The organism is Luteimonas sp. RIT-PG2_3, from assembly GCF_054902115.1.
Genome location: NZ_JBUBPF010000003.1, coordinates 212326 through 230362 on the forward strand (window position 1 = coordinate 212326; position 18037 = coordinate 230362).

Annotated in this window: 13 protein-coding genes; 10 read left to right on the top strand and 3 right to left on the bottom strand. The window is 68.8% G+C overall.

Features of this window, described 5'->3' with window-relative positions; all coding sequences use genetic code 11:
* Positions 1 to 29 precede the first annotated feature (29 nt).
* Positions 30 to 1445 (bottom strand): cryptochrome/photolyase family protein, encoded by a 1416-nt coding sequence (locus tag ACYX7E_RS05870; RefSeq protein WP_462079639.1) that lies wholly within the window; start codon positions 1443 to 1445, stop codon positions 30 to 32.
* Positions 1446 to 1609: 164 nt separating this feature from the next.
* On the opposite strand from ACYX7E_RS05870, the gene ACYX7E_RS05875 reads away from it, so the two are divergent.
* The 5 genes from ACYX7E_RS05875 to ACYX7E_RS05895 all read left to right on the top strand — a co-directional run bounded on the left by ACYX7E_RS05875 (position 1610) and on the right by ACYX7E_RS05895 (position 8066).
* The gene (locus tag ACYX7E_RS05875) at positions 1610 to 2086 is read left to right on the top strand and encodes a DUF4442 domain-containing protein (protein ID WP_462079640.1); all 477 of its coding nucleotides are present in this window, start codon (positions 1610 to 1612) and stop codon (positions 2084 to 2086) included.
* A 321-nt stretch (positions 2087 to 2407) separates the two neighbouring features.
* Entirely contained in the window at positions 2408 to 4519 is a 2112-nt protein-coding gene (locus ACYX7E_RS05880) for a protein kinase domain-containing protein (protein WP_462079641.1), read from the top strand.
* Between the two features lie 108 nt (positions 4520 to 4627).
* Positions 4628 to 5323 (top strand): DUF502 domain-containing protein, encoded by a 696-nt coding sequence (locus ACYX7E_RS05885; RefSeq protein ID WP_462079642.1) that lies wholly within the window; start codon positions 4628 to 4630, stop codon positions 5321 to 5323.
* Entirely contained in the window at positions 5320 to 6093 is a 774-nt protein-coding gene (locus ACYX7E_RS05890) for a queuosine precursor transporter (RefSeq protein WP_462079643.1), read from the top strand. Before ACYX7E_RS05885 ends, ACYX7E_RS05890 begins: the two co-directional genes overlap by 4 nt.
* Before the next feature lie 146 nt (positions 6094 to 6239).
* Entirely contained in the window at positions 6240 to 8066 is a 1827-nt protein-coding gene (locus ACYX7E_RS05895; RefSeq protein ID WP_462079865.1) for a DUF885 domain-containing protein, read from the top strand.
* A 214-nt stretch (positions 8067 to 8280) separates the two neighbouring features.
* Here the strand turns inward: ACYX7E_RS05895 and ACYX7E_RS05900 are convergent, their stop codons facing one another.
* On the bottom strand, positions 8281 to 9672 hold the full coding sequence (locus ACYX7E_RS05900) for a DEAD/DEAH box helicase (RefSeq protein ID WP_462079644.1): 1392 nt from the start codon (positions 9670 to 9672) through the stop codon (positions 8281 to 8283).
* Positions 9673 to 10046: 374 nt separating this feature from the next.
* Here ACYX7E_RS05900 and ACYX7E_RS05905 point away from each other — a divergent pair, with 374 nt between their 5' ends.
* Together ACYX7E_RS05905 and ACYX7E_RS05910 are read left to right on the top strand one after the other, a co-directional pair.
* A complete protein-coding gene (locus tag ACYX7E_RS05905; protein WP_462079645.1) occupies positions 10047 to 11771 on the top strand; it encodes a FecR domain-containing protein in 1725 nt (574 codons plus the stop codon).
* A gap of 2 nt (positions 11772 to 11773) precedes the next feature.
* Positions 11774 to 13450 carry a CHASE2 domain-containing protein gene (locus ACYX7E_RS05910; protein WP_462079646.1) on the top strand — a complete coding sequence of 559 codons (1677 nt, stop codon included), beginning with the start codon at positions 11774 to 11776 and terminating at the stop codon, positions 13448 to 13450.
* Here the strand turns inward: ACYX7E_RS05910 and ACYX7E_RS05915 are convergent.
* Positions 13424 to 14365, bottom strand: coding sequence for a LysR family transcriptional regulator (locus ACYX7E_RS05915; protein ID WP_462079647.1), 942 nt, complete (start codon positions 14363 to 14365; stop codon positions 13424 to 13426). The genes ACYX7E_RS05910 and ACYX7E_RS05915 overlap by 27 nt on opposite strands.
* Positions 14366 to 14477: 112 nt before the next feature.
* Here ACYX7E_RS05915 and ACYX7E_RS05920 point away from each other — a divergent pair, with 112 nt between their 5' ends.
* From ACYX7E_RS05920 to ACYX7E_RS05930, 3 genes are all read left to right on the top strand, one after another.
* Positions 14478 to 15251, top strand: a complete 774-nt coding sequence (locus tag ACYX7E_RS05920) for an SDR family oxidoreductase (RefSeq protein WP_462079648.1) — start codon at positions 14478 to 14480, stop codon at positions 15249 to 15251.
* A gap of 159 nt (positions 15252 to 15410) precedes the next feature.
* A complete protein-coding gene (locus tag ACYX7E_RS05925; RefSeq protein ID WP_462079649.1) occupies positions 15411 to 15779 on the top strand; it encodes a hypothetical protein in 369 nt (122 codons plus the stop codon).
* A gap of 325 nt (positions 15780 to 16104) precedes the next feature.
* The gene (locus ACYX7E_RS05930) at positions 16105 to 17946 is read left to right on the top strand and encodes a monovalent cation:proton antiporter-2 (CPA2) family protein (RefSeq protein WP_462079650.1); all 1842 of its coding nucleotides are present in this window, start codon (positions 16105 to 16107) and stop codon (positions 17944 to 17946) included.
* Positions 17947 to 18037: the final 91 nt, after the last annotated feature.

Consider the following 18037-nt stretch of genomic DNA (forward strand, 5'->3'; position numbering starts at 1 on the left):
CCGGCCCGGCGTGGCCACTCCTGCCTGAGTCAGTCCGGTGTGCGCACGCGGATTGTTTCGAAGGCCGCAAGCGCCGCCTTGCGGCCTTCCGCGAGGTCGACGATCGGCGTCGACGGATAGCCGGCGGCACGCGCCAGGGCTGGCTGCTCCCACGGCGCATGCCGTAGCGGTGCCGGCAGGCCGGCCAGTTCCGGCACCCAGCGCGCGATGTACTCGCCCTTCGGATCGAAGCGGCTGGCCTGCAGCACCGGATTGAACACCCGCACATAGGGCGCCGCATCCACGCCGGTGCCTGCGGCCCATTGCCAACCCAGGCTGTTGTTGGCCAGGTCGGCGTCGACCAGCGTGTCCCAGAACCAGCGCGCGCCTTCGCGCCAGTGCGCGCGCAGGTGCTTGGTCAGGAAACTGGCGACGATCATGCGCACGCGGTTGTGCATCCACCCGGTCTGCCAGAGTTCGCGCATGCCGGCATCGATGATCGGCACGCCGGTGCGGCCGTGACGCCAGGCCTCGAGATCGGCGCGCGCAGGCCTGGCCCACGGAAAATCGTCGAAGCGCGGATTGAAGTTGGCATCCGTGGTCTGCGGGAAATGATGCAGCACGTGGTGCGCGAACTCGCGCCAACCCAGCTCGCGCAGGCTGGCTTCGCGACCGCTGCCGTCCTGCGTCTGCAACAGCGCGCGCGCGATCTGGCGTGGCGAGATCTCGCCAAAATGCAGGTGCGGCGACATCCGCGACGTTCCCGCCACCGACGGCACGTCACGCGCCTTGGCGTAGTCATGCAGCCGCTCGTCGATGAATCGCCGCAGCGCTTCTTCGGCCCCCAGCTCGCCCGGCGTCCAGTCCTCCCAGAAGCCCTTGTCCCAGCCCAGCGACGGTTGCAGGCCAAGTGCGTCCAGCGCGACTTCGCCAGGCAGTGCGGCATGCAACGGCAACCGCTCCGGCGCCGGCATGGCATCGGGCAGTCGCCACTGCGACAGCGCCGTGCGCCAGAACGGAGTGAATACCCGGTACGGATCGCCCTGCTTGGTCTGCACCTGCCAGGGCTCGAACATCAGGCTGGCGTTGTGGCTTTCGACATGCAGTCCCTGCGCACGCAGTTCGCGCTTGAGCCGGGTGTCGCGGGCTTCGATCGCCGGCTCGTAGCGGCGGCTCCAGAACACCGCCTCGGCGCCGCTGGCCTCCACGATCGCCTGCACTGTCGCCAGCGTCGGTCCGCGGAACAGATGCAGGCGCGCGCCGACGCCACGCAGGCGCGCCTCCATGGCCTGCAACGAGCGATGGCGCCAAGCATCGGAGGCGGCACCCGGCGCCCAGTCGCCTTCCTCATCAGGGGCATGCACGTAAGCCAGCAGGGGCGCATGGCCGAGCCGCAGCGCAGCCTGCAGGGCGGGCTGGTCAGCCAGGCGCAGGTCGTTGCGCAGCAATACGATGGCGACGGACATCAAGGCCTCGGGGTGTCAGGGGAAGGGAGCCGCATCGCGATCGCAGGGACCAGGACGGGCGCGCCATGATGCCAGCCGCCTCGTCGGCGCCTGCATCACGATCAAAACATACTGATGCGTATGTTAGGCTTCAGGCCTCCCGACCGACGCCCAACCGACCTACGATGAAAGCCTCGACCCTGCGCTGGATCTTCAACGTATGGCCGCCGTTCCTGTTCTCCGGCATCCACGTGTCCCGGCTGAGCCAGGACTGGCGGCATGCCGAGGTCGCGTTGCGGATGCGGCCCTGGAACCGCAACTACGTCGGCACGCATTTCGGCGGCAGCCTGTTCGCGATGACCGATCCGTTCTGGATGATCATGGTCAAGGAAGCGCTGGGCCGCGACTACATCGTCTGGGACCAGGCCGCCGAGATCGCCTTCGTCAAACCCGGTCGCGGCACCGTCATCGCGCGTTTCCACCTGCAGGACGCTCCGCTGGACGAGATCCGCGCGGCCGCCGCCGACGGCAGCAAGGTGTTGCGCTGGTTCGACACCGAGATCGTCGATGACCAGGGCGATGTCGTGGCGCGCCTGCGCAAGCAGTTGTACGTGCGTCGCAAGCGCGACCGCCCCCCGCAGCCAGCGCCGGGCCAGGCATAGGCGGAGCAGGCATCAGACAGCCGCGCCGGGCGCGGCGCCCGCTGGATGCCCCCCGGCTTGCCCTGCCGGACCTTGCGACCGCAACTGACCGAGCGCGGGCCCTGCCGTTGGAAAGCGCACGAACAGGCTACGGGCGGCCCATCTTGCGGGAACCAGGACCATCGCGTCCGTGTCGAAACGATGCCGCCCTGGAGCGGCCACGTCGCCATCACTGCCTGCCCGCCCGCGTCCATCCGTCCGACCGGCGCGATCATGCAGGGCCTGGGTTCATCGCTGAGCGTCAACGCGCGATATCCTGCGTGCCGTTGACAGGGGATCCACATGCCGACCGGCACCTACCAGACCGACCCGCCGCCGTTTCCGGAAATTCCCGGTTATCGGCTGTCGCGCGTGATCGGCAAGGGTGGCATGTCGACGGTCTACCTGGGCACCCAGTTGTCGCTGTCGCGCGAAGTCGCGATCAAGGTGATGCTGTCGGAAGCGCTGGCCGACGAAGTCAGCCGTCGCCGCTTCGAGAACGAGGCGCGCACGATCGCCCGCCTCGAGCATCCGCACATCGTCGGCATCCATGAGGTCGGTCGCACCACGCAGGGCCAACCCTGGTACGCGATGCCGCACCTGTCGGGCGGACACCTGGGCCAGCGCGACTTCACGCAATCGCACGACCGCGTCCGCGACACCCTGCAGGCGTTACTGTCGGCGCTGTCGTTCGCGCATGCGCGCGGCGTGGTCCATCGCGACGTCAAGGCCGAGAACGTGCTGTTCGACGAAGCCGACCGTCCGTTGCTGGCCGACTTCGGCATCGCGCTGCGCCGTGGCCACGGCACCCGCGTCACCATGACCGGGCTGGCCGTGGGCAGCACCGCCTACATGGCACCCGAACAGGCGCGCGGACAGCAGGTCGACCAGCGCGCCGACCTCTACAGCGTCGGCGTGCTGACCTGGGAAATGCTGACCGGCGAACTGCCGTACAAGGCCGACGATGCGTTGGCGATGGCGATCCAGCACACCCAGAACCCGATCCCGAGGCTGCCGGCGCGCTTGCGCCACTGGCAGCGCTTCGTCGACCGCGCGATGGCGAAGTCGCCGCGCAAGCGTTTCCACGATGCCCGCCAGATGCTCGAAGCGCTGGACCAGGTGCGTTGGCTCGATGGCAGGCAGGAACCGTGGTCGACGCGCCTGCGCAAGTACGCGCAATCGCTGGTGCGCCCGGTGCCGCGCGTGGCGCTGATTCCGGTCGGCCTGCTGGCCGCGGGCGTCATCGGCGTCGCCCTGCAGCGCGATCGTGGCTGGTCGCTCGGCGAGGACTTCCGGACCCCGGACAGCCAGGGCACCGCCGTGCCGTCCGATGCATCCGCCGAGGCCTCCATCGACACTCCCTCCGACGGGAACGTCGCCGAAGAAGCAGCGGCGTCGACCGACAACGTGAGCCCGGACGCCGACACCCTGCCCGGCAACGTCATCGATGCGACCCGCGCCCTGCATCGCGCCGCGCCCGAATCGATCGCCGGCAGCTGGCTGGCGACAATGGACCGCCGGCTGGCCAATGGCGTGATCAGCGTGGCCGACAGCCGCAACGCCGCCGACAGCCTGATCTCGGCCTGGCAGGCCGATCCCGCGCACCTGCAATTGCCGGCCGCCACCCAGCGCCTGTTGCACGCACTGGGCAACAGCGCGACCCGCGCGATCGCCGCCAACGAGGATGCCCAGGCCCAGGCCCTGCTGGCACAGGCGATGCGTGCGGCCAGGACGCTTGGCGTCGAGCCCGCGGATCCCGCACTGGAGACGCTGCGCAGTGAGGTCGACAAGGCCATCGCCGCGCGCATCGGTCGCAGCCGCGATCCTGCCGTTGCCGTGCGCAGCATCGAAAGCGCGCGCATCGTCGGCCTGGCGCAGGCGCGCATCGACGCCCTGCTGTCGCGCGCGAATGCAAGGCCGCGCGCAGCCGCCGGCAGCAACATCGCGCTGTTGTCGCTGGACGTCGCCGGACGCCAGGTGCAGGTCTTCGCCGCGCCGGTCAACCGCATCGACTACGCACGCTTCGCGGAGGCCAGCCAGCGCGAACCGGGCCTGTGTCGCGAGCGCGGCTCGCTGTTGCGGGTGCTGTCGCCGCGCGACTGGACCACGCCCGGATTCGCGCAGGCCGGGACGGATCCGGTGGTCTGCGTGTCCTGGCAGGACGCCAAGGCCTATGCCGCCTGGGCCGGCCAGCGCGACGGCCAGCGTTACCGCCTGCTGACCGCCGAGGAAGCACGCGCGCTGCCCAGCGCCAGCGCGGCCAAGCCCACCGCCGAATGGCGCGCGGACTGCGGCAAGGACTGCGCGCGCCGCCTGGTCACTGGCGCAAGCTGGCGCACAGCGGATGCATCGCGCGCGCTGGCCTCCGACCGCGGTTACGACGACGTCGGTTTCCGCCTCGCGATCGAACGCTGAGTGCCGACATAGGCTGGTTGACATACACTTGCGCGCTCGGCGGCAGAGCCGCGCAGGCGCTGCGCGGATGCCCACCTGACAGACGAACAGACGACAGGCCCCCGCGCGATGTCCACACCCTCTTCCCCCGCGCGCCGCGTGCAGCGGCTGTTCCTGACCGGCCTGCTGACGCTGTTGCCGATCTGGCTGACCTGGGTCGTCGTCAAGTTCGTGTTCGTGCTGCTGTCGGACATCAGCAAGCCCTGGGTCGGGCCGCTGTCGGAGCAGATCGCCGCGTCGTTCCCGAGCGCGATGGGCTGGGTCCACGCCGCCTCGGTGCAGAACACCATCGCGCTGGCCGCGACCGTGGGCCTGATCCTCGGCGTCGGCTGGCTCACGCGGCGCGTCATCGGCCAGCGCATCCTCGGCTGGCTGGACGCGCTGGTGCAGAAGATCCCGCTGGCCAACATCATCTATTCCAGCGCGCGCAAACTGCTCGACATCCTGCAGACCAAGCCAGACGGCACCCAGCGCGTGGTGCTGATCGACTTCCCGCACAGCGAGATGAAATCGGTCGGCTTCGTGACCCGGGTCATCCGCGAACAGGGCACCGGACGCGAACTCGCGGCGGTATATGTGCCGACCACGCCCAATCCGACCTCGGGTTACCTCGAGATCGTGCCGGTCGAAAAAATCACCCCGACCGACTGGACCGTCGACCAGGCGATGAGCTTCATCATCTCCGGCGGCGCCGTCGCACCGGACACGATCCCGTTCGATCCTCCCGGCAAGAACACCGCCACAGTCGATCCCGCGCAGGCATGACCGCAAGGCTGCTCGACGATCGCGCCACGCGCCTGTTCATCGGGCTGGCGGCGTTCTTCTGCGCCAACGCCGTGCTGGCCGAGTTCATCGGCGTCAAGATCTTCGCGCTCGAGGACACGCTGGGCGTCGCCCCGTTCGAGTGGCGCCTGTTCGGACAGGCCGGCTCGCTGAGTTTCACCGCCGGCACCCTGCTGTGGCCGATCGTGTTCGTGTTCACCGACGTCATCAACGAGTTCTTCGGCAGGCGCGGCGTGCGCATGATCTCGTGGATCGCGGTCGGCCTGATCCTGTACGGCTTCGTGTTCGCATTCGCCGCGATCGCGCTGGCCCCGGCCAGTTGGTGGGTCACCGCCGCGCAGGCACAGGGCGTGCCCGACTACCAGGCCGCGTTCGCCGCGATCTTCGGCCAGGGGCTGTGGACGATCGCCGGATCGGTCGTGGCGTTCCTGATCGGCCAGCTGATCGACGTCCAGGTCTTCCACAAGATCCGCCAGGCGACCGGCGAACGCTGGGTCTGGATGCGCGCCACCGGCTCGACCGCGGTGTCGCAGCTGATCGACAGCTTCGTGGTGATCTGGATCGCGTTCGTGCTCGGGCCGCAGCAATGGCCGACCTCGCTGTTCCTGGCCGTCAGCAGCGTCAACTACGCCTACAAGATGCTGGCCGCAATCGCATTGATCCCGTTGATCTACCTGGTGCGCCACGGCATCCGCCGCTACCTCGGCGATGCCCGCGCCGAGGAGCTGCGGCGCCAGGCCGCCGAAGGCTGAGCGGCCCCGCCGCCCGGGCGCTTACCTGCCAGTCCGCCCGCCTGCCCGCCCGTCCATCGGAACCGCCACCCGCCAGCCCCCCTGACCAGCGGCCCATGCGCCGCGGCCCGGAAACTGGAATGATCGGCGCACCTTCCGCTGGAATCCTGCCGATGCTGCGTCCGCTGCTGCTTGCCCTTGCCGTCACTGCCGCATTGTCGGCCTGCGACCGCCCCGCCCCGACCGCTGCCGACCCGGCCGCCGCACCTGCCGCCAGCGCGCAGGACGCGACCGCGCGCGCCGCCGAGCTGACCAAGGCCTATGCCGAGTTCTGGGAAGAAACGCTGAAGTTGAACCCGGTGCAGGCGACCTTCCAGGGCGACAACCGCTACAACGACCAGTTGCCTGATTTCGGCTCGGCCGACTACCGCAAGCAGATGCACGACTTCACCGAGCGCTGGCTCAAGCGTATCGAAGGCATCGGCAGCGAAGGCCTCGCCGGCCAGGACCTGCTGAGCTACGAGATCTTCGTGCGCAGCGCCAAACAATCGCTGGACGCAGAGAAATTCCCGGGCTGGATGCTGCCAGTCAACCAGATGGGCAGCGTCGCCAGCTATGCGGTGATGCTCGGATCGGGATCGGTCGCGCAGCCGTTCAAGACCGTCAAGGACTACGACAACTGGCTCGCCCGCGCGGCACGCTTTCCGGTGCTGCTCGACACCGAGATCGCCAACATGCGCGAAGGCATCGCCGCCGGCGTGGTGCAGCCGCGCGTGGTCATGGAAAAGGTGCTGCCGCAGCTGGACGCGGTGATCACCGATAAACCCGAGGACAGCCAGTTCTGGGGACCGGTCAAGGCCTTCCCGCAGGACTTCAGCGACGCCGACAAGCAGCGCCTGACGTCCGAGTTCCGCGCCCTGGTCATCGAACAGCTGATGCCGGCACTGCGCCGCCAACGCGCGTTCATCGCCGACGAATACCTGCCCAAGACCCGCGACAGCGTCGGTCTCGATGCGCTGCCCAACGGTCAGGCCTGGTATGCGTTCAACGCACAGCAACAGACCACCACCACACAGACGCCGGCCGAGATCCACCAGATCGGCCTCGACGAAGTCGCGCGCATCCATGGCGAGATCCGCAAGGTCATGGCCGAGGTGAAGTTCGAGGGATCGCTGCAGGATTTCTTCAAGTTCATGCAGTCCGACAAGCAGTTCGAATTCAAGTCCGAGCAAGCGCTGCTTGAGCATTACCGTGCGCTGGAAGCCAAGGTCGAGGCCAAGGTGCCGACGCTGTTCTCGCTGACGCCCAAGGCCGGCTTCGAGATCCGCCCGATCGAAGCATTCCGCGCGCAGTCGGCGGCCGGCGGCGAATACATGTCGCCCAGCGAGGACGGCACGCGCCCGGGCATCTTCTACGTCAACACCTACGACCTGCCGACGCGCAAGACCTGGGATGCCGAGGACCTGTTCCTGCACGAAGCCATCCCCGGCCACCATTTCCAGCTTGCGCTGCAGCAGGAGCTGACCGACGTGCCCGCGTTCCGCCGCTTCGGTGGCGAGACCGCCTTCGTCGAAGGCTGGGGCCTGTATGCCGAAGGCCTGGGCAAGGACCTGGGCGTCTATACCGATCCCTACAGCTACTTCGGCCGCCTGCAGGGCGAGCTGTGGCGCGCCGTGCGCCTGGTGGTCGACACCGGCCTGCATAGCAAGGGCTGGACCCGCCAGCAGGTGCTGGACTACATGTTCGAGAACTCATCGGTCAGCGAGCCCGACGCGATCGCCGAGGCCGAGCGTTACATCGCATGGCCGGGGCAGGCATTGGCGTACAAGACCGGCGAGCTGAAGATCAAAGCGCTGCGTGCGCGTGCCGAGCAGGCCCTGGGCGACAAGTTCGACATCCGCCAGTTCCATGCCGAAGTGCTCAAGGATGGCGCGGTGCCGCTGGGCGTGCTGGAAGCCAAGATCGACCGCTGGATCGCGGCGCAGAAGGGCTGAGCCCGCGGCGCGTGCAGAGACGTCCCGGCCTGCCGACGCAGCGCCGGGACACCGCGATGCAATGTGGTGTGGCGAGGCGCGATTCTGTTTGGCAGGTCCAGCGGGCTGCTGGCAGGTGGGCAGATAGATTGGCCTGGCAGTCCGAGGACGCCTGAGCCCGAAAACGACAATGCCGCCCTGGGGCGGCATTGTCTTGACGCTCACACCACCGGGATCAGGCGCGGCTGTCGCTGCGGTTGCCCTGCGGACGGGCCGTGCTGGGGCGGTGCTGCTTGGGACCGGCATGCGCGTGCGCACTGCGGTCGGCCGGCTTGCCATGCCCACCACGGCTGCCCGGCTTGCGCGGGGCGCGATGGCCGGCCGGCTTCTGCTCGCCCGGACGCAGGCCCGGACGCGCACCCATCGACGGCTTGCGCTGCTGCTGTCCGCCGCCACCGTTCTTCGGGATCGGGGTGTCCAGACGGATCGGACGGCTCGGCTCGTAGCCGGGCACGTTCTCCATCAGGATGTCCGCCTTCAGCATGCGCTGGATCTGCTTGAGCAGGCCGCCCTCTTCCGGCGAGACCAGCGACAGGGCTTCGCCCGACGCGCCGTTGCGGCCGGTGCGGCCGATGCGGTGCACGTAATCCTCGGCGACCATCGGCAGGTCATGGTTGATGACCAGCGGCAGGTTCGGGATGTCCAGTCCACGGGCGGCGACATCGGTCGCGACCAGGATGCGCGCACGGCCCGACTTGAACTGGTCCAGCGCCTTCTGGCGCTGCGCCTGGCTCTTGTTGCCGTGGATCGCGACCGTCTTCAGGCCGGCCTTGTCGAGCTGCTCGGCCAGGCGGTTGCAGCCATGCTTGGTCTTGCCGAAGATCAGCACCTGGTCGGTATGGCGACGCGCCAGGATGTCGACCAGCAGGTCGCGCTTGCGCTGCGCGTCGACCGGATGCACGCGGTGCACGATGGTCTCGGCGATGGTGTTGTTGGCCGCGACCTGGATCTGCTGCGGATTACGCATGAACTCCAGCGCCAGCGCCTTGATGCGCGCTTCGAACGTCGCCGAGAACAGCAGCGTCTGGCGGTCCTTCGGCACGCGGCCGAGGATGCGCTTCATCGACGGCAGGAAACCCATGTCGAGCATGCGGTCGGCTTCGTCGAGGATCAGCACCTCGACGGCATCGAGCTTGGCGTGGCCCGATTCCATATGGTCGAGCAGGCGACCCGGGCAGGCGACCAGGATGTCGACGCCGCGACGCAAATTCTCGATCTGCGGCTGCATGCCGGCACCGCCATAGATGGTGGTGACGTTCAGGCGCAGGTGGCGGCCGTAGGCCTTGATGCTGTCGGCGACCTGCACCGCGAGCTCGCGCGTGGGCACCAGCACCAGGGCGCGCGGCTTGCGCGGACCCTTCGGCGGCGTGGTTTTGGACAGGTGCTGCAGCAGCGGCAGGCCGAAGGCGGCGGTCTTGCCGGTACCGGTCTGGGCGCCGCCCAGCAGGTCATGGCCGGCCAGGACCAGCGGAATGGCCTCGGCCTGGATCGGCGTCGGGGTGGTGTAGTTGGACTCGGACAGCGCGCGCAGCAATGCGGGCGACAGGCCCAGGCTTTCAAAACTCATGGATGTTGACTCCGTTCAGCCCGTTGGCGAGCGAGGGCACCCCGCTGCAATGCGGAGGACCGGCGTCGATGGCCTTGGACTGGCTTGCCCGGAACTATCCAGAACCGCGTTGCGGGCAATGATTTGACGGCGACCGGATGCTCCGGGCCGTGTCTGCGCGACGAAAGACGTGCGGGATAAGAAGCCGGGCGGCCCTTTCGGGAGATGCGCGGCGGGCGTACCAGGATCGTATCCGCCACGGACCTCGGGTCCGGCGCGGAAGGCAGCCGTTTTGCAGAACATGCCAATTGTATGCAATTGCCGGCCGGTTCACCAGTCCACCCGATGTCATCGCCTACAATGCCGTCCTCATCCTGGGGAGATGGACCTGCGCCTTGAATGCGATTGCCAACACCATGCCGGGATTTTCGGCGTTGCTGCAACGTCCTGACGCCAGGACCGGCCTGTTGAACGCCTCCCTGCTGAACCCGGTCCTGGTCCGAGCCCTGGCAATCGTGCTCGCGCTGCTCGCCCTGCTGGCCGCGGCGGACGTGTCGGCGCAGGAATGGCGCTACCGCGTGCGGCCCGGCGACAACGTCTGGGAGCTGGCGCGCAGGCACCTCAAGCCCGACGTGCCCTGGGAGCGCCTGCAGGCGCTGAACCAGGTCGAGGACCCCTATCGCCTGGTGCCCGGCTCGGTGATGCGCTTCCCGCTGGCGTGGCTGCACCAGCAACCCGCCAAGGCCCGCGTCGTCGCATTCGCCGGCAACATCCAGGCCACCCGGCCCGGTTCGGCCACCCCCTTCCCGATCAGCGTCGACCAGTCCCTGGACGCCGGCACGACCCTGCGCACCGCCGCCGATGCCAGCCTGACGCTGGAGTTCGCCGATGGCTCGCGCCTGCAGCTGATGGGCGACAGCGAGCTGCAGCTCGACCGTCTCAGCGCCTACGGCAGCACCGGCATGGTCGATACCCGGCTGCGCCTGCCGCGCGGCCGTACCAGCTACGACGTCAAGCCCAACCGTGGCCCGGGTTCGCGGTTCATCGTCGAATCGCCCGGGCTGATGACCAGCGTGCGCGGCACCGGTTTCCGCGTGGCCAGCGACGGCACCCGCAGCCACTCCGAGGTCTACAACGGCAACGTCGACGTCAGCGGCGGCGGTCGCCGGGTCGTCGTCGCGGCCGGTCGCGGCACCTACAACGATGCCCGCCAGCAGCCGGTGACGCCGGTCGCGCTGCTGCCGGCTCCCGACCTGCGTGGCCTGCCCGGCGACATCGTGCGCATGCCCGAATCGCTGTCCTGGACGCCGGTCCCCGGCGCAGCCGCCTATCGCCTGCAGGCCAGCAGCCACGAGGACTTCCGCACCCTGCTGCAGGATGTGCGCAGCGATGAGCCGCGCGCGCAGTTGGACCTGCGCGCCGAAGGCCAGGCCTTCGTCCGCGTGCGTGCGATCGACGCGCAGGGGCTTGAGGGCCTGGATGCGGTGCATCCCGTGCTGATCGCCGCGCAACCCGGACCGCCGTTCACCATCAGTCCCGCCATCGACGCCAAGGTCGCCGGTCCACGCCCGCGCCTGCGCTGGACGCTGTCGGAAGGCGCCGCACGCTACCGGGTACAGATCGCGACCACGGCCGACTTCGCCGCACCTGTGTTCGAGCGCGACGACCTCAAGGGCCCGGACCTGCGCCCGGCGGTCGACCTCGCACCCGGACCGTATTACTGGCGGATCGGTTCGGTCGACGCCGCCGGCAAGCACGGTCCCTTCAGCGACAGCATCGGCTTCGAGGTCCACGCGGCCGATGCCGGTCCCGACGTCAGCGCCAACACTGCCGCCAAGGGCCTGGACGTGAGCTGGCGTGCCGGCGACGACGACCAGCGCTATCGCTTCGAGCTGTCGCGCAAAGCCGACTTCAGCGTGCTCAGCGAGGACCGCCTGCTCGACGACAACCGCATCCACCTGCCCGACATCAAGTCCGGCACCTGGCACATGCGCGTCAGCGTGGTCGAAAGCGATGGTTACGCGCAGGCGGCCGGTCCGGTACAGACGTTGAGGGTGGGCTGCGGGGCGTGCCGCATCCTGCTCGGCGTCGGTGCCGTGCTGGTCCTGACCGTGCTCTGACGATGCAGACATGGTCGATGCGCAGGCTGCTGACGCGGGCCCTTGTGGGGGCCGTCGCCGGTGCCGGCGTGGTCGCGCTGACCCTGACCGCCGCGACCTGGCGGCTCGACATGTGGGCCTACGACCAGTTGCTGTCGACGCTGGACCATCGCGCGGACGAGCACATCGTGCTGGTCGTGGTCGACGACAAAAGCCTGTCCGCGCTGGGGCGCTGGCCGTGGTCGCGCGGCGTGCACGCCGCGCTGATCGACAGTCTGGAACCTGCCAACGTGCGCGGCATCGCCTTCGACGTGATGTTCGCCGAGCCCAACCGCGAGGATCCGGCCGGCGACGATGCACTGGCGCTGGCGATCCAGCGCAACGGCAAGGTCGTGCTGCCGGTCATGGCCGAGCCGTCGCAGCCCGACGGCACCCTGATCGAAGTGCTGCCGATGGCGCCGCTGATCGATGCCGCCGCCGCGCTCGGCCATGCCGAAGTGGATACCGACAGCGACGGCATCGCGCGCGCGGCCTACCTGTATGCGGGACTGGGTTCGGCGCATTGGCCATCGCTGGCGCTCGCTTTGAGCAACCTGCATGCCGACACCCGCCCCCAGGGCAGGTTGCCGGGCCTGCGCGGCCACCTGGATGCGCAATCGCCATCGCCGTATCTGTGGAACCGCGACCACCAGATCATGGTGCCGTACGCGTCCACGCAGCGGTTCCAGCGCGTGTCGTACATCGACGCGCTGCGCGGCGAGATCGCGCCCGAGCTGCTGCGCGACCGCTGGCTGCTGGTCGGCGCGACCGCCAGCGGCATCTCCCGCGACGTGCTGGCGCCCGGGGCCGGTACCGGCGTGCGCATCTCCGGCGTGGAGTACCACGCCAACCTGCTGAACGTGCTACAGCACGACGCCGCGATCACGCCGCTGCCGCCGCTACAGCAACTGCTGCTCGGCGTCGGCCTGTTGCTGCTGCCGCTGGTGCTGTATCGCGAACGCGCGCGCGTGCGCCGCGGCTGGGTCGTGGCCCTGCTGACGGGACTGGCGACGCTGCTGGCCTGCGTGGTGCTGTTGCGCTCCGGCCAGCTCTGGTTCGCCCCCGCGCCGACGATCCTGGTCGTGCTGGTCGGTTACCTGGTGTTCGCGACGCTGCAGTTCAGCCGCTCGCAGCGACTCGCCAGTTCCGATGGCCTGACCCGGCTGGCCAACCGCCACATGTTCGATGCGACCCTGGAACGCGAGCTCAATGCGGCGCGACGCTCGAACCGGCCGCTGTCGCTGCTGCTGGTGGATGTCGACCACTTCAAGGCCTTCAACGACACCTACGGCCACCAGGCCGGCGACGACATCCTGCGCCACATCGCCAACATCCTGCTCGGCTGGACGCGGCGGCCGCGCGACCTGGCCGCGCGTTACGGCGGCGACGAGCTCGCCCTGATCCTGCCCGAAAGCTCGGCCAATGCCGCGATGGCCATCGCCGAAAGCATCCTGGCCGATGTGCGCCAGCTGAAGATCACGCACGCACGCTCGGACACCGCCGCGACCGTCAGCGTCAGCATCGGCATCGCGACCTACTACCCGATCCTGGAAGGCCACGAGGTCGACCTGATCAAGCGCGCCGACGCCGCGCTGTATCGCGCCAAGCGCGAAGGCCGCAACCGCGCACACTGCTCATCGGGATCGGTCGTCGGCGGCTGACAACGCCGGCTCGCCACCGTCCGCGATGCCGGCGAGCCGGCCTTCGAGCCATTCGGCGAACACGCGCACGCGCCCGGACAGATGCCGGCGGTGCGGATACAGCAGGTTCACCGGCAGATCCGCCGCGCGGTAGGCCGGCATCACCTCGACCAGTTCACCGGCGTCCACATGCGACTGCGCGTCGTAGCGCGGGATCTGGATCAGTCCGAGGCCGGCGATCGCGCAGGCGATATAGGTCTCGGCATTGTTGGCGCTGACCCGGCTCCGCAGCTCCACGACGCGCGAGCGTCCGCGTTCGACGTACTCCCAGTGGTCGACGCGGCCGCTGCCGGGCAGGATGTAGTTCACCGCGACATGCGCCTCCAGGTCCGCGGGGACGCGCGGCTCGCCGTGGGTCGCCAGGTAGGCCCGGCTGGCGAAATTGCCCTGCGCCAGCTGCCCGAGCGGGCGTGCGACCAGCCCGGAATCCCGCAGCGTGCCCACCCTGAGCGCGCAATCCACGCCCTCGCCCGCCAGGTCGACCTGGCGATCGCTGGCCATCAGTTCCAGCTCGATCTCGGGACAGGCCGCGAGGAAGCCCGGCAGCGCTGGCGCCACCAGCCGCGACGCGACGCGGGTCGGCATGTCCACCCGCAGGCGGCCACGCGGCTGCTTCGCGGGGCCGCGGTAGCGCGCCTCGGTGTCCTCGATCTCGCCCAGCAGTTGCCGGCACCAGTCCAGGTAGGACTCGCCATCGGTGGTCAGGTGCAAGCGTCGCGTGCTGCGGTGGATCAGGCGCGTCTGCAGGTGCTTTTCCAGCGCCTGGATCGCCTCCGACACCGTTGAACGCGGCAACTGCAGGCGATCGGCGGCGGCCGTGAAGCTGCCCAGCTCGGCCACGCGGATGAACACATCCATCTTCTGCAGGCGATCCATGGGGGCATCCCGATTGTTCGTGATTTCCGGATTGTAATTCCAGTCTGGCGACATTTATCCGCCCACGACGACCTTCCACACTGCGGGACCTACCCAACGCAGGAGTGTCCCCATGTCTGCCCGTACCCTCCAGGACAAGGTCGCCGTCATCGCCGGCGGCGGCAAGAACCTCGGCGCCCTGATCGCCACCCAGTTCGTGCAGGCCGGCGCCCGCGGCATCGTCGTGCACTACAACAGCGATGCCTCGCGCGACGAGGCCGAGGCCACCGTCGCCAGCCTCAAGCGACTGGGCGCCGACGCCATCGCGGTGCAGGGCGACCTGTCGGTCGTGGACAACAACATCCAGCTCTTCGATCGCGCCCGCTCGCACTTCGGCCAGGTCGATGTGGCCGTCAACACCGCCGGCGTGGTCATCAAGAAGCCGATCGCCGATGTCACCGAGCAGGACTACGACCGCAGTTTCGCCGCCAATGCCAAGGCCGCCTTCTTCTTCATCCAGCAGGCCGGTCGCACGCTGTCCGACGGCGGCAGCCTGGTCACCATCGTCAGCTCCCTGCTCGCGGCCTATACCGACTCGTATGCGATCTATCCCGGCAGCAAGGCACCGGTCGAGCACTACACACGCGCGGCGTCCAAGGAGTTCGGCGCACGCGGCATTTCGGTCAACGCCATCGGCCCCGGGCCCATGGATACGCCGTTCTTCTACGGCCAGGAGTCGAAGGAATCGGCGGCCTACCACGCATCGGCGGCCGCGCTCAGCGGCTGGTCGCGCAAGGGCCTGACCGACATCGAGGACATCGCGCCGATCGTCCGCTTCCTGGTCACCGAAGGCTGGTGGATCACCGGGCAGACCATCTTCGCCAATGGCGGCTATACCACCCGCTGAGGCCTCGCCCCGGCGGGCGAGACCTGCCTGGCGCGGCCCGTTGCGACCCGCACGGGCCGCAGCGGCCGTGGCCCGGCAGCGTCGTACGCGATGGCGCCGGGCACGCCTGCCGTGCCACCCTTGCAGGCTCCTGCCCTGAGAATCCCATCGGGAGCCCGCATGTCATTCCGCCAGAACACCCCTACGCCCGGCCTGTTGCTGGTTCGCCTGCTGCTTGCCAGCGTTTTCGTCGTCATGGGCGCCTGGCGATTGTGGGCCGCCCAGGGCATACCGACCAGCGGCGCTACGCTGACGTTCAGTGCCTTCGAGCTGGTGCTCGGCCTGCTGATCGCCGCGGGCTGGCAGTTGCGCTGGACCGCCCTGCTAGCGGCCCTGCTGATGCTCGCCGACGCCCTGATGTCGCATCCCTTCTGGTCGCTGGTCGGCAGCGAGCGCAGCGCGCAGTTGCTGCATTTCATGAAGAACGTCAACGCCATCGGCGGCTTCCTGCTGCTGTCGCTGACCGCGAACGCCGGCAAACGGCGCTGACGGACCTTCCGCCCGCCCGGCCTCGGTCGCCCGCCCCGGTCGCTTCGCTCCGGCCACTCCGATCCAGTCGTGCGGTGGGGACACATGAGGTCCACCCTGCCGCATACTGGGCACGGCGCCGCGCGCGCCACGGCCCTGTTCCATTGCCATGCTGCCCGCTCGATCGCCGCCACACGGTGACCATGTCGGGGCGCCTCCCTGCCTGCGGTATGCGGCGGGCACGGTCGGCACGATGACACGGGCAGGCGCGGCCTCCATCGCAAGACCTTCCGGATCGAACGCCCGCTCGATGCGGGTTTCCCCCTTTCCCAGTTGAACCGTCCCCATGGCCGCAGAATCCGATCCGACCACCCTGATCAAAGCCGTCGCCCTGCTCGGCGCCGCGATCGTCGCCGTACCGCTGTTCCGCCGGCTCGGCCTCGGCTCGGTGCTGGGCTACCTGGCTGCAGGCCTTGCGATCGGCCCGTTCGGTTTCGGCTGGTTCTCCCAACCCGAGGCGATCCTGCATTTCGCCGAGCTCGGCGTGGTGATGTTCCTGTTCGTGGTCGGCCTGGAAATGCGGCCCTCGCACCTGTGGAGCCTGCGCAAGCAGATCTTCGGCCTCGGCGCGCTGCAGATCGGACTGGCCTCGCTGGCGCTGACCGGGGTCGGCCTGCTGTTCGGCTTCCCGTTGCCGGTGGCCTTCATCGGCGGCGCGGGCTTCGTACTGACCTCCACCGCGATCGTCATGCAACTGCTCGGTGAACGCGGCGACATCGCCTTGCCGCGCGGCCAGCGCATGGTCTCGATCCTGCTGTTTGAAGACCTGCTGATCGTGCCCCTTCTGGCCCTGGTCGCGCTGATGTCGCCGCAGGCCGCCGATCCCGATGCCCCCTCGCGCCTGGTCAGCGTCGGCATCGCGCTGGCGTCACTGGTCGGCCTGATCGTCGCCGGCCTGTACCTGCTCAATCCCCTGTTCCGCGTGCTGGCCGCGGCAAAGGCGCGGGAAGTCATGACCGCCGCCGCACTGCTGGTCGTGCTGGGCGCGGCCGTGCTGATGGAGATGGGCGGACTGTCGATGGCCATGGGCGCATTCCTTGCCGGCGTACTGCTGTCGGAATCGACGTTCCGCCACCAGATCGAAGCCGACATCGAGCCGTTCCGCGGCATCCTGCTGGGCCTGTTCTTCGTCGCCGTCGGCATGTCGCTGGACCTGGCCGTGGTCTCGGCGAACTGGGTGCTGATCGCGTTGGCGGTGCCGGCGATGATGCTGGCCAAGGGCGCGTGCATCTACATCATCGCGCGCCTGATGCGCAGCAGCCACGGCGATGCGCTGGACCGCGCGACGCTGATGGCGCAGGGCGGCGAGTTCGCCTTCGTGCTGTATGCCGCGGCCGAGACCGCCGGCATCATCGACGCCCAGGTCAACGACAACCTGACCGCCATCGTGGTGCTGTCGATGGTACTGACACCGCTGGTGGTACTGGCGACGCGACGCCTGATGCCCAAGCAGGCGCAGTCGCTCGATGGCGTCGAGGAAGCCGACGGCCAGACCGGCAGCGTGCTGATCATCGGCTTCGGACGCTTCGGCCAGGTCATGAGCCAGTCGCTGCTGGCGCGCGATGTCGACGTGACGATCATCGATACCGACATCGAGATGATCCAGAGCGCGGCCGAATTCGGCTTCAAGGTCTACTACGGCGATGGCAGCCGGCTGGACGTGCTGCATGCCTCCGGCGCGCACCGTGCGCGTGCGATCGCGGTCTGCATCGACGACCGCAAGGCCGCGAGCCTGATCGTCGAACTGGCCACCCAGCATTTCGCGCAGGCCAAGCTGCTGGTGCGCTCCTACGACCGCGAGCACTCGCTGAGCCTGGTCAATGCCGGCGTCGATTTCCAGATCCGCGAAACCTTCGAATCGGCGGTCGCGTTCGGCGAAGCCGCGCTGCGCGCGATCGACGTCGACGAAGCCGATGCCGCCGAGATCGCCGAGCAGGTCCGCCGCCTCGACGCCGAGCGCTTCGAACTGGAATTGGCCAGCAACGACACGCGTGCGGGCATTCCCCTGATCATCAAGAACACCCAGCCGCTGGTGCCCAAGCCCACGCCGCTGACCTTGCCCAAGCGCGAAAGCAAGCGGCTCAACGAACAGGGCGACGCCGAGCCGTCTGCCGACCCGGCGGCCTGAACCCGCGTCCCGGCAGAGCTCGCGCCGCTGACCTGCGGCGCAGGCGCTGTGCCGTTGCTGTCGTCGCACCATCCCGATCATGGCAACGACA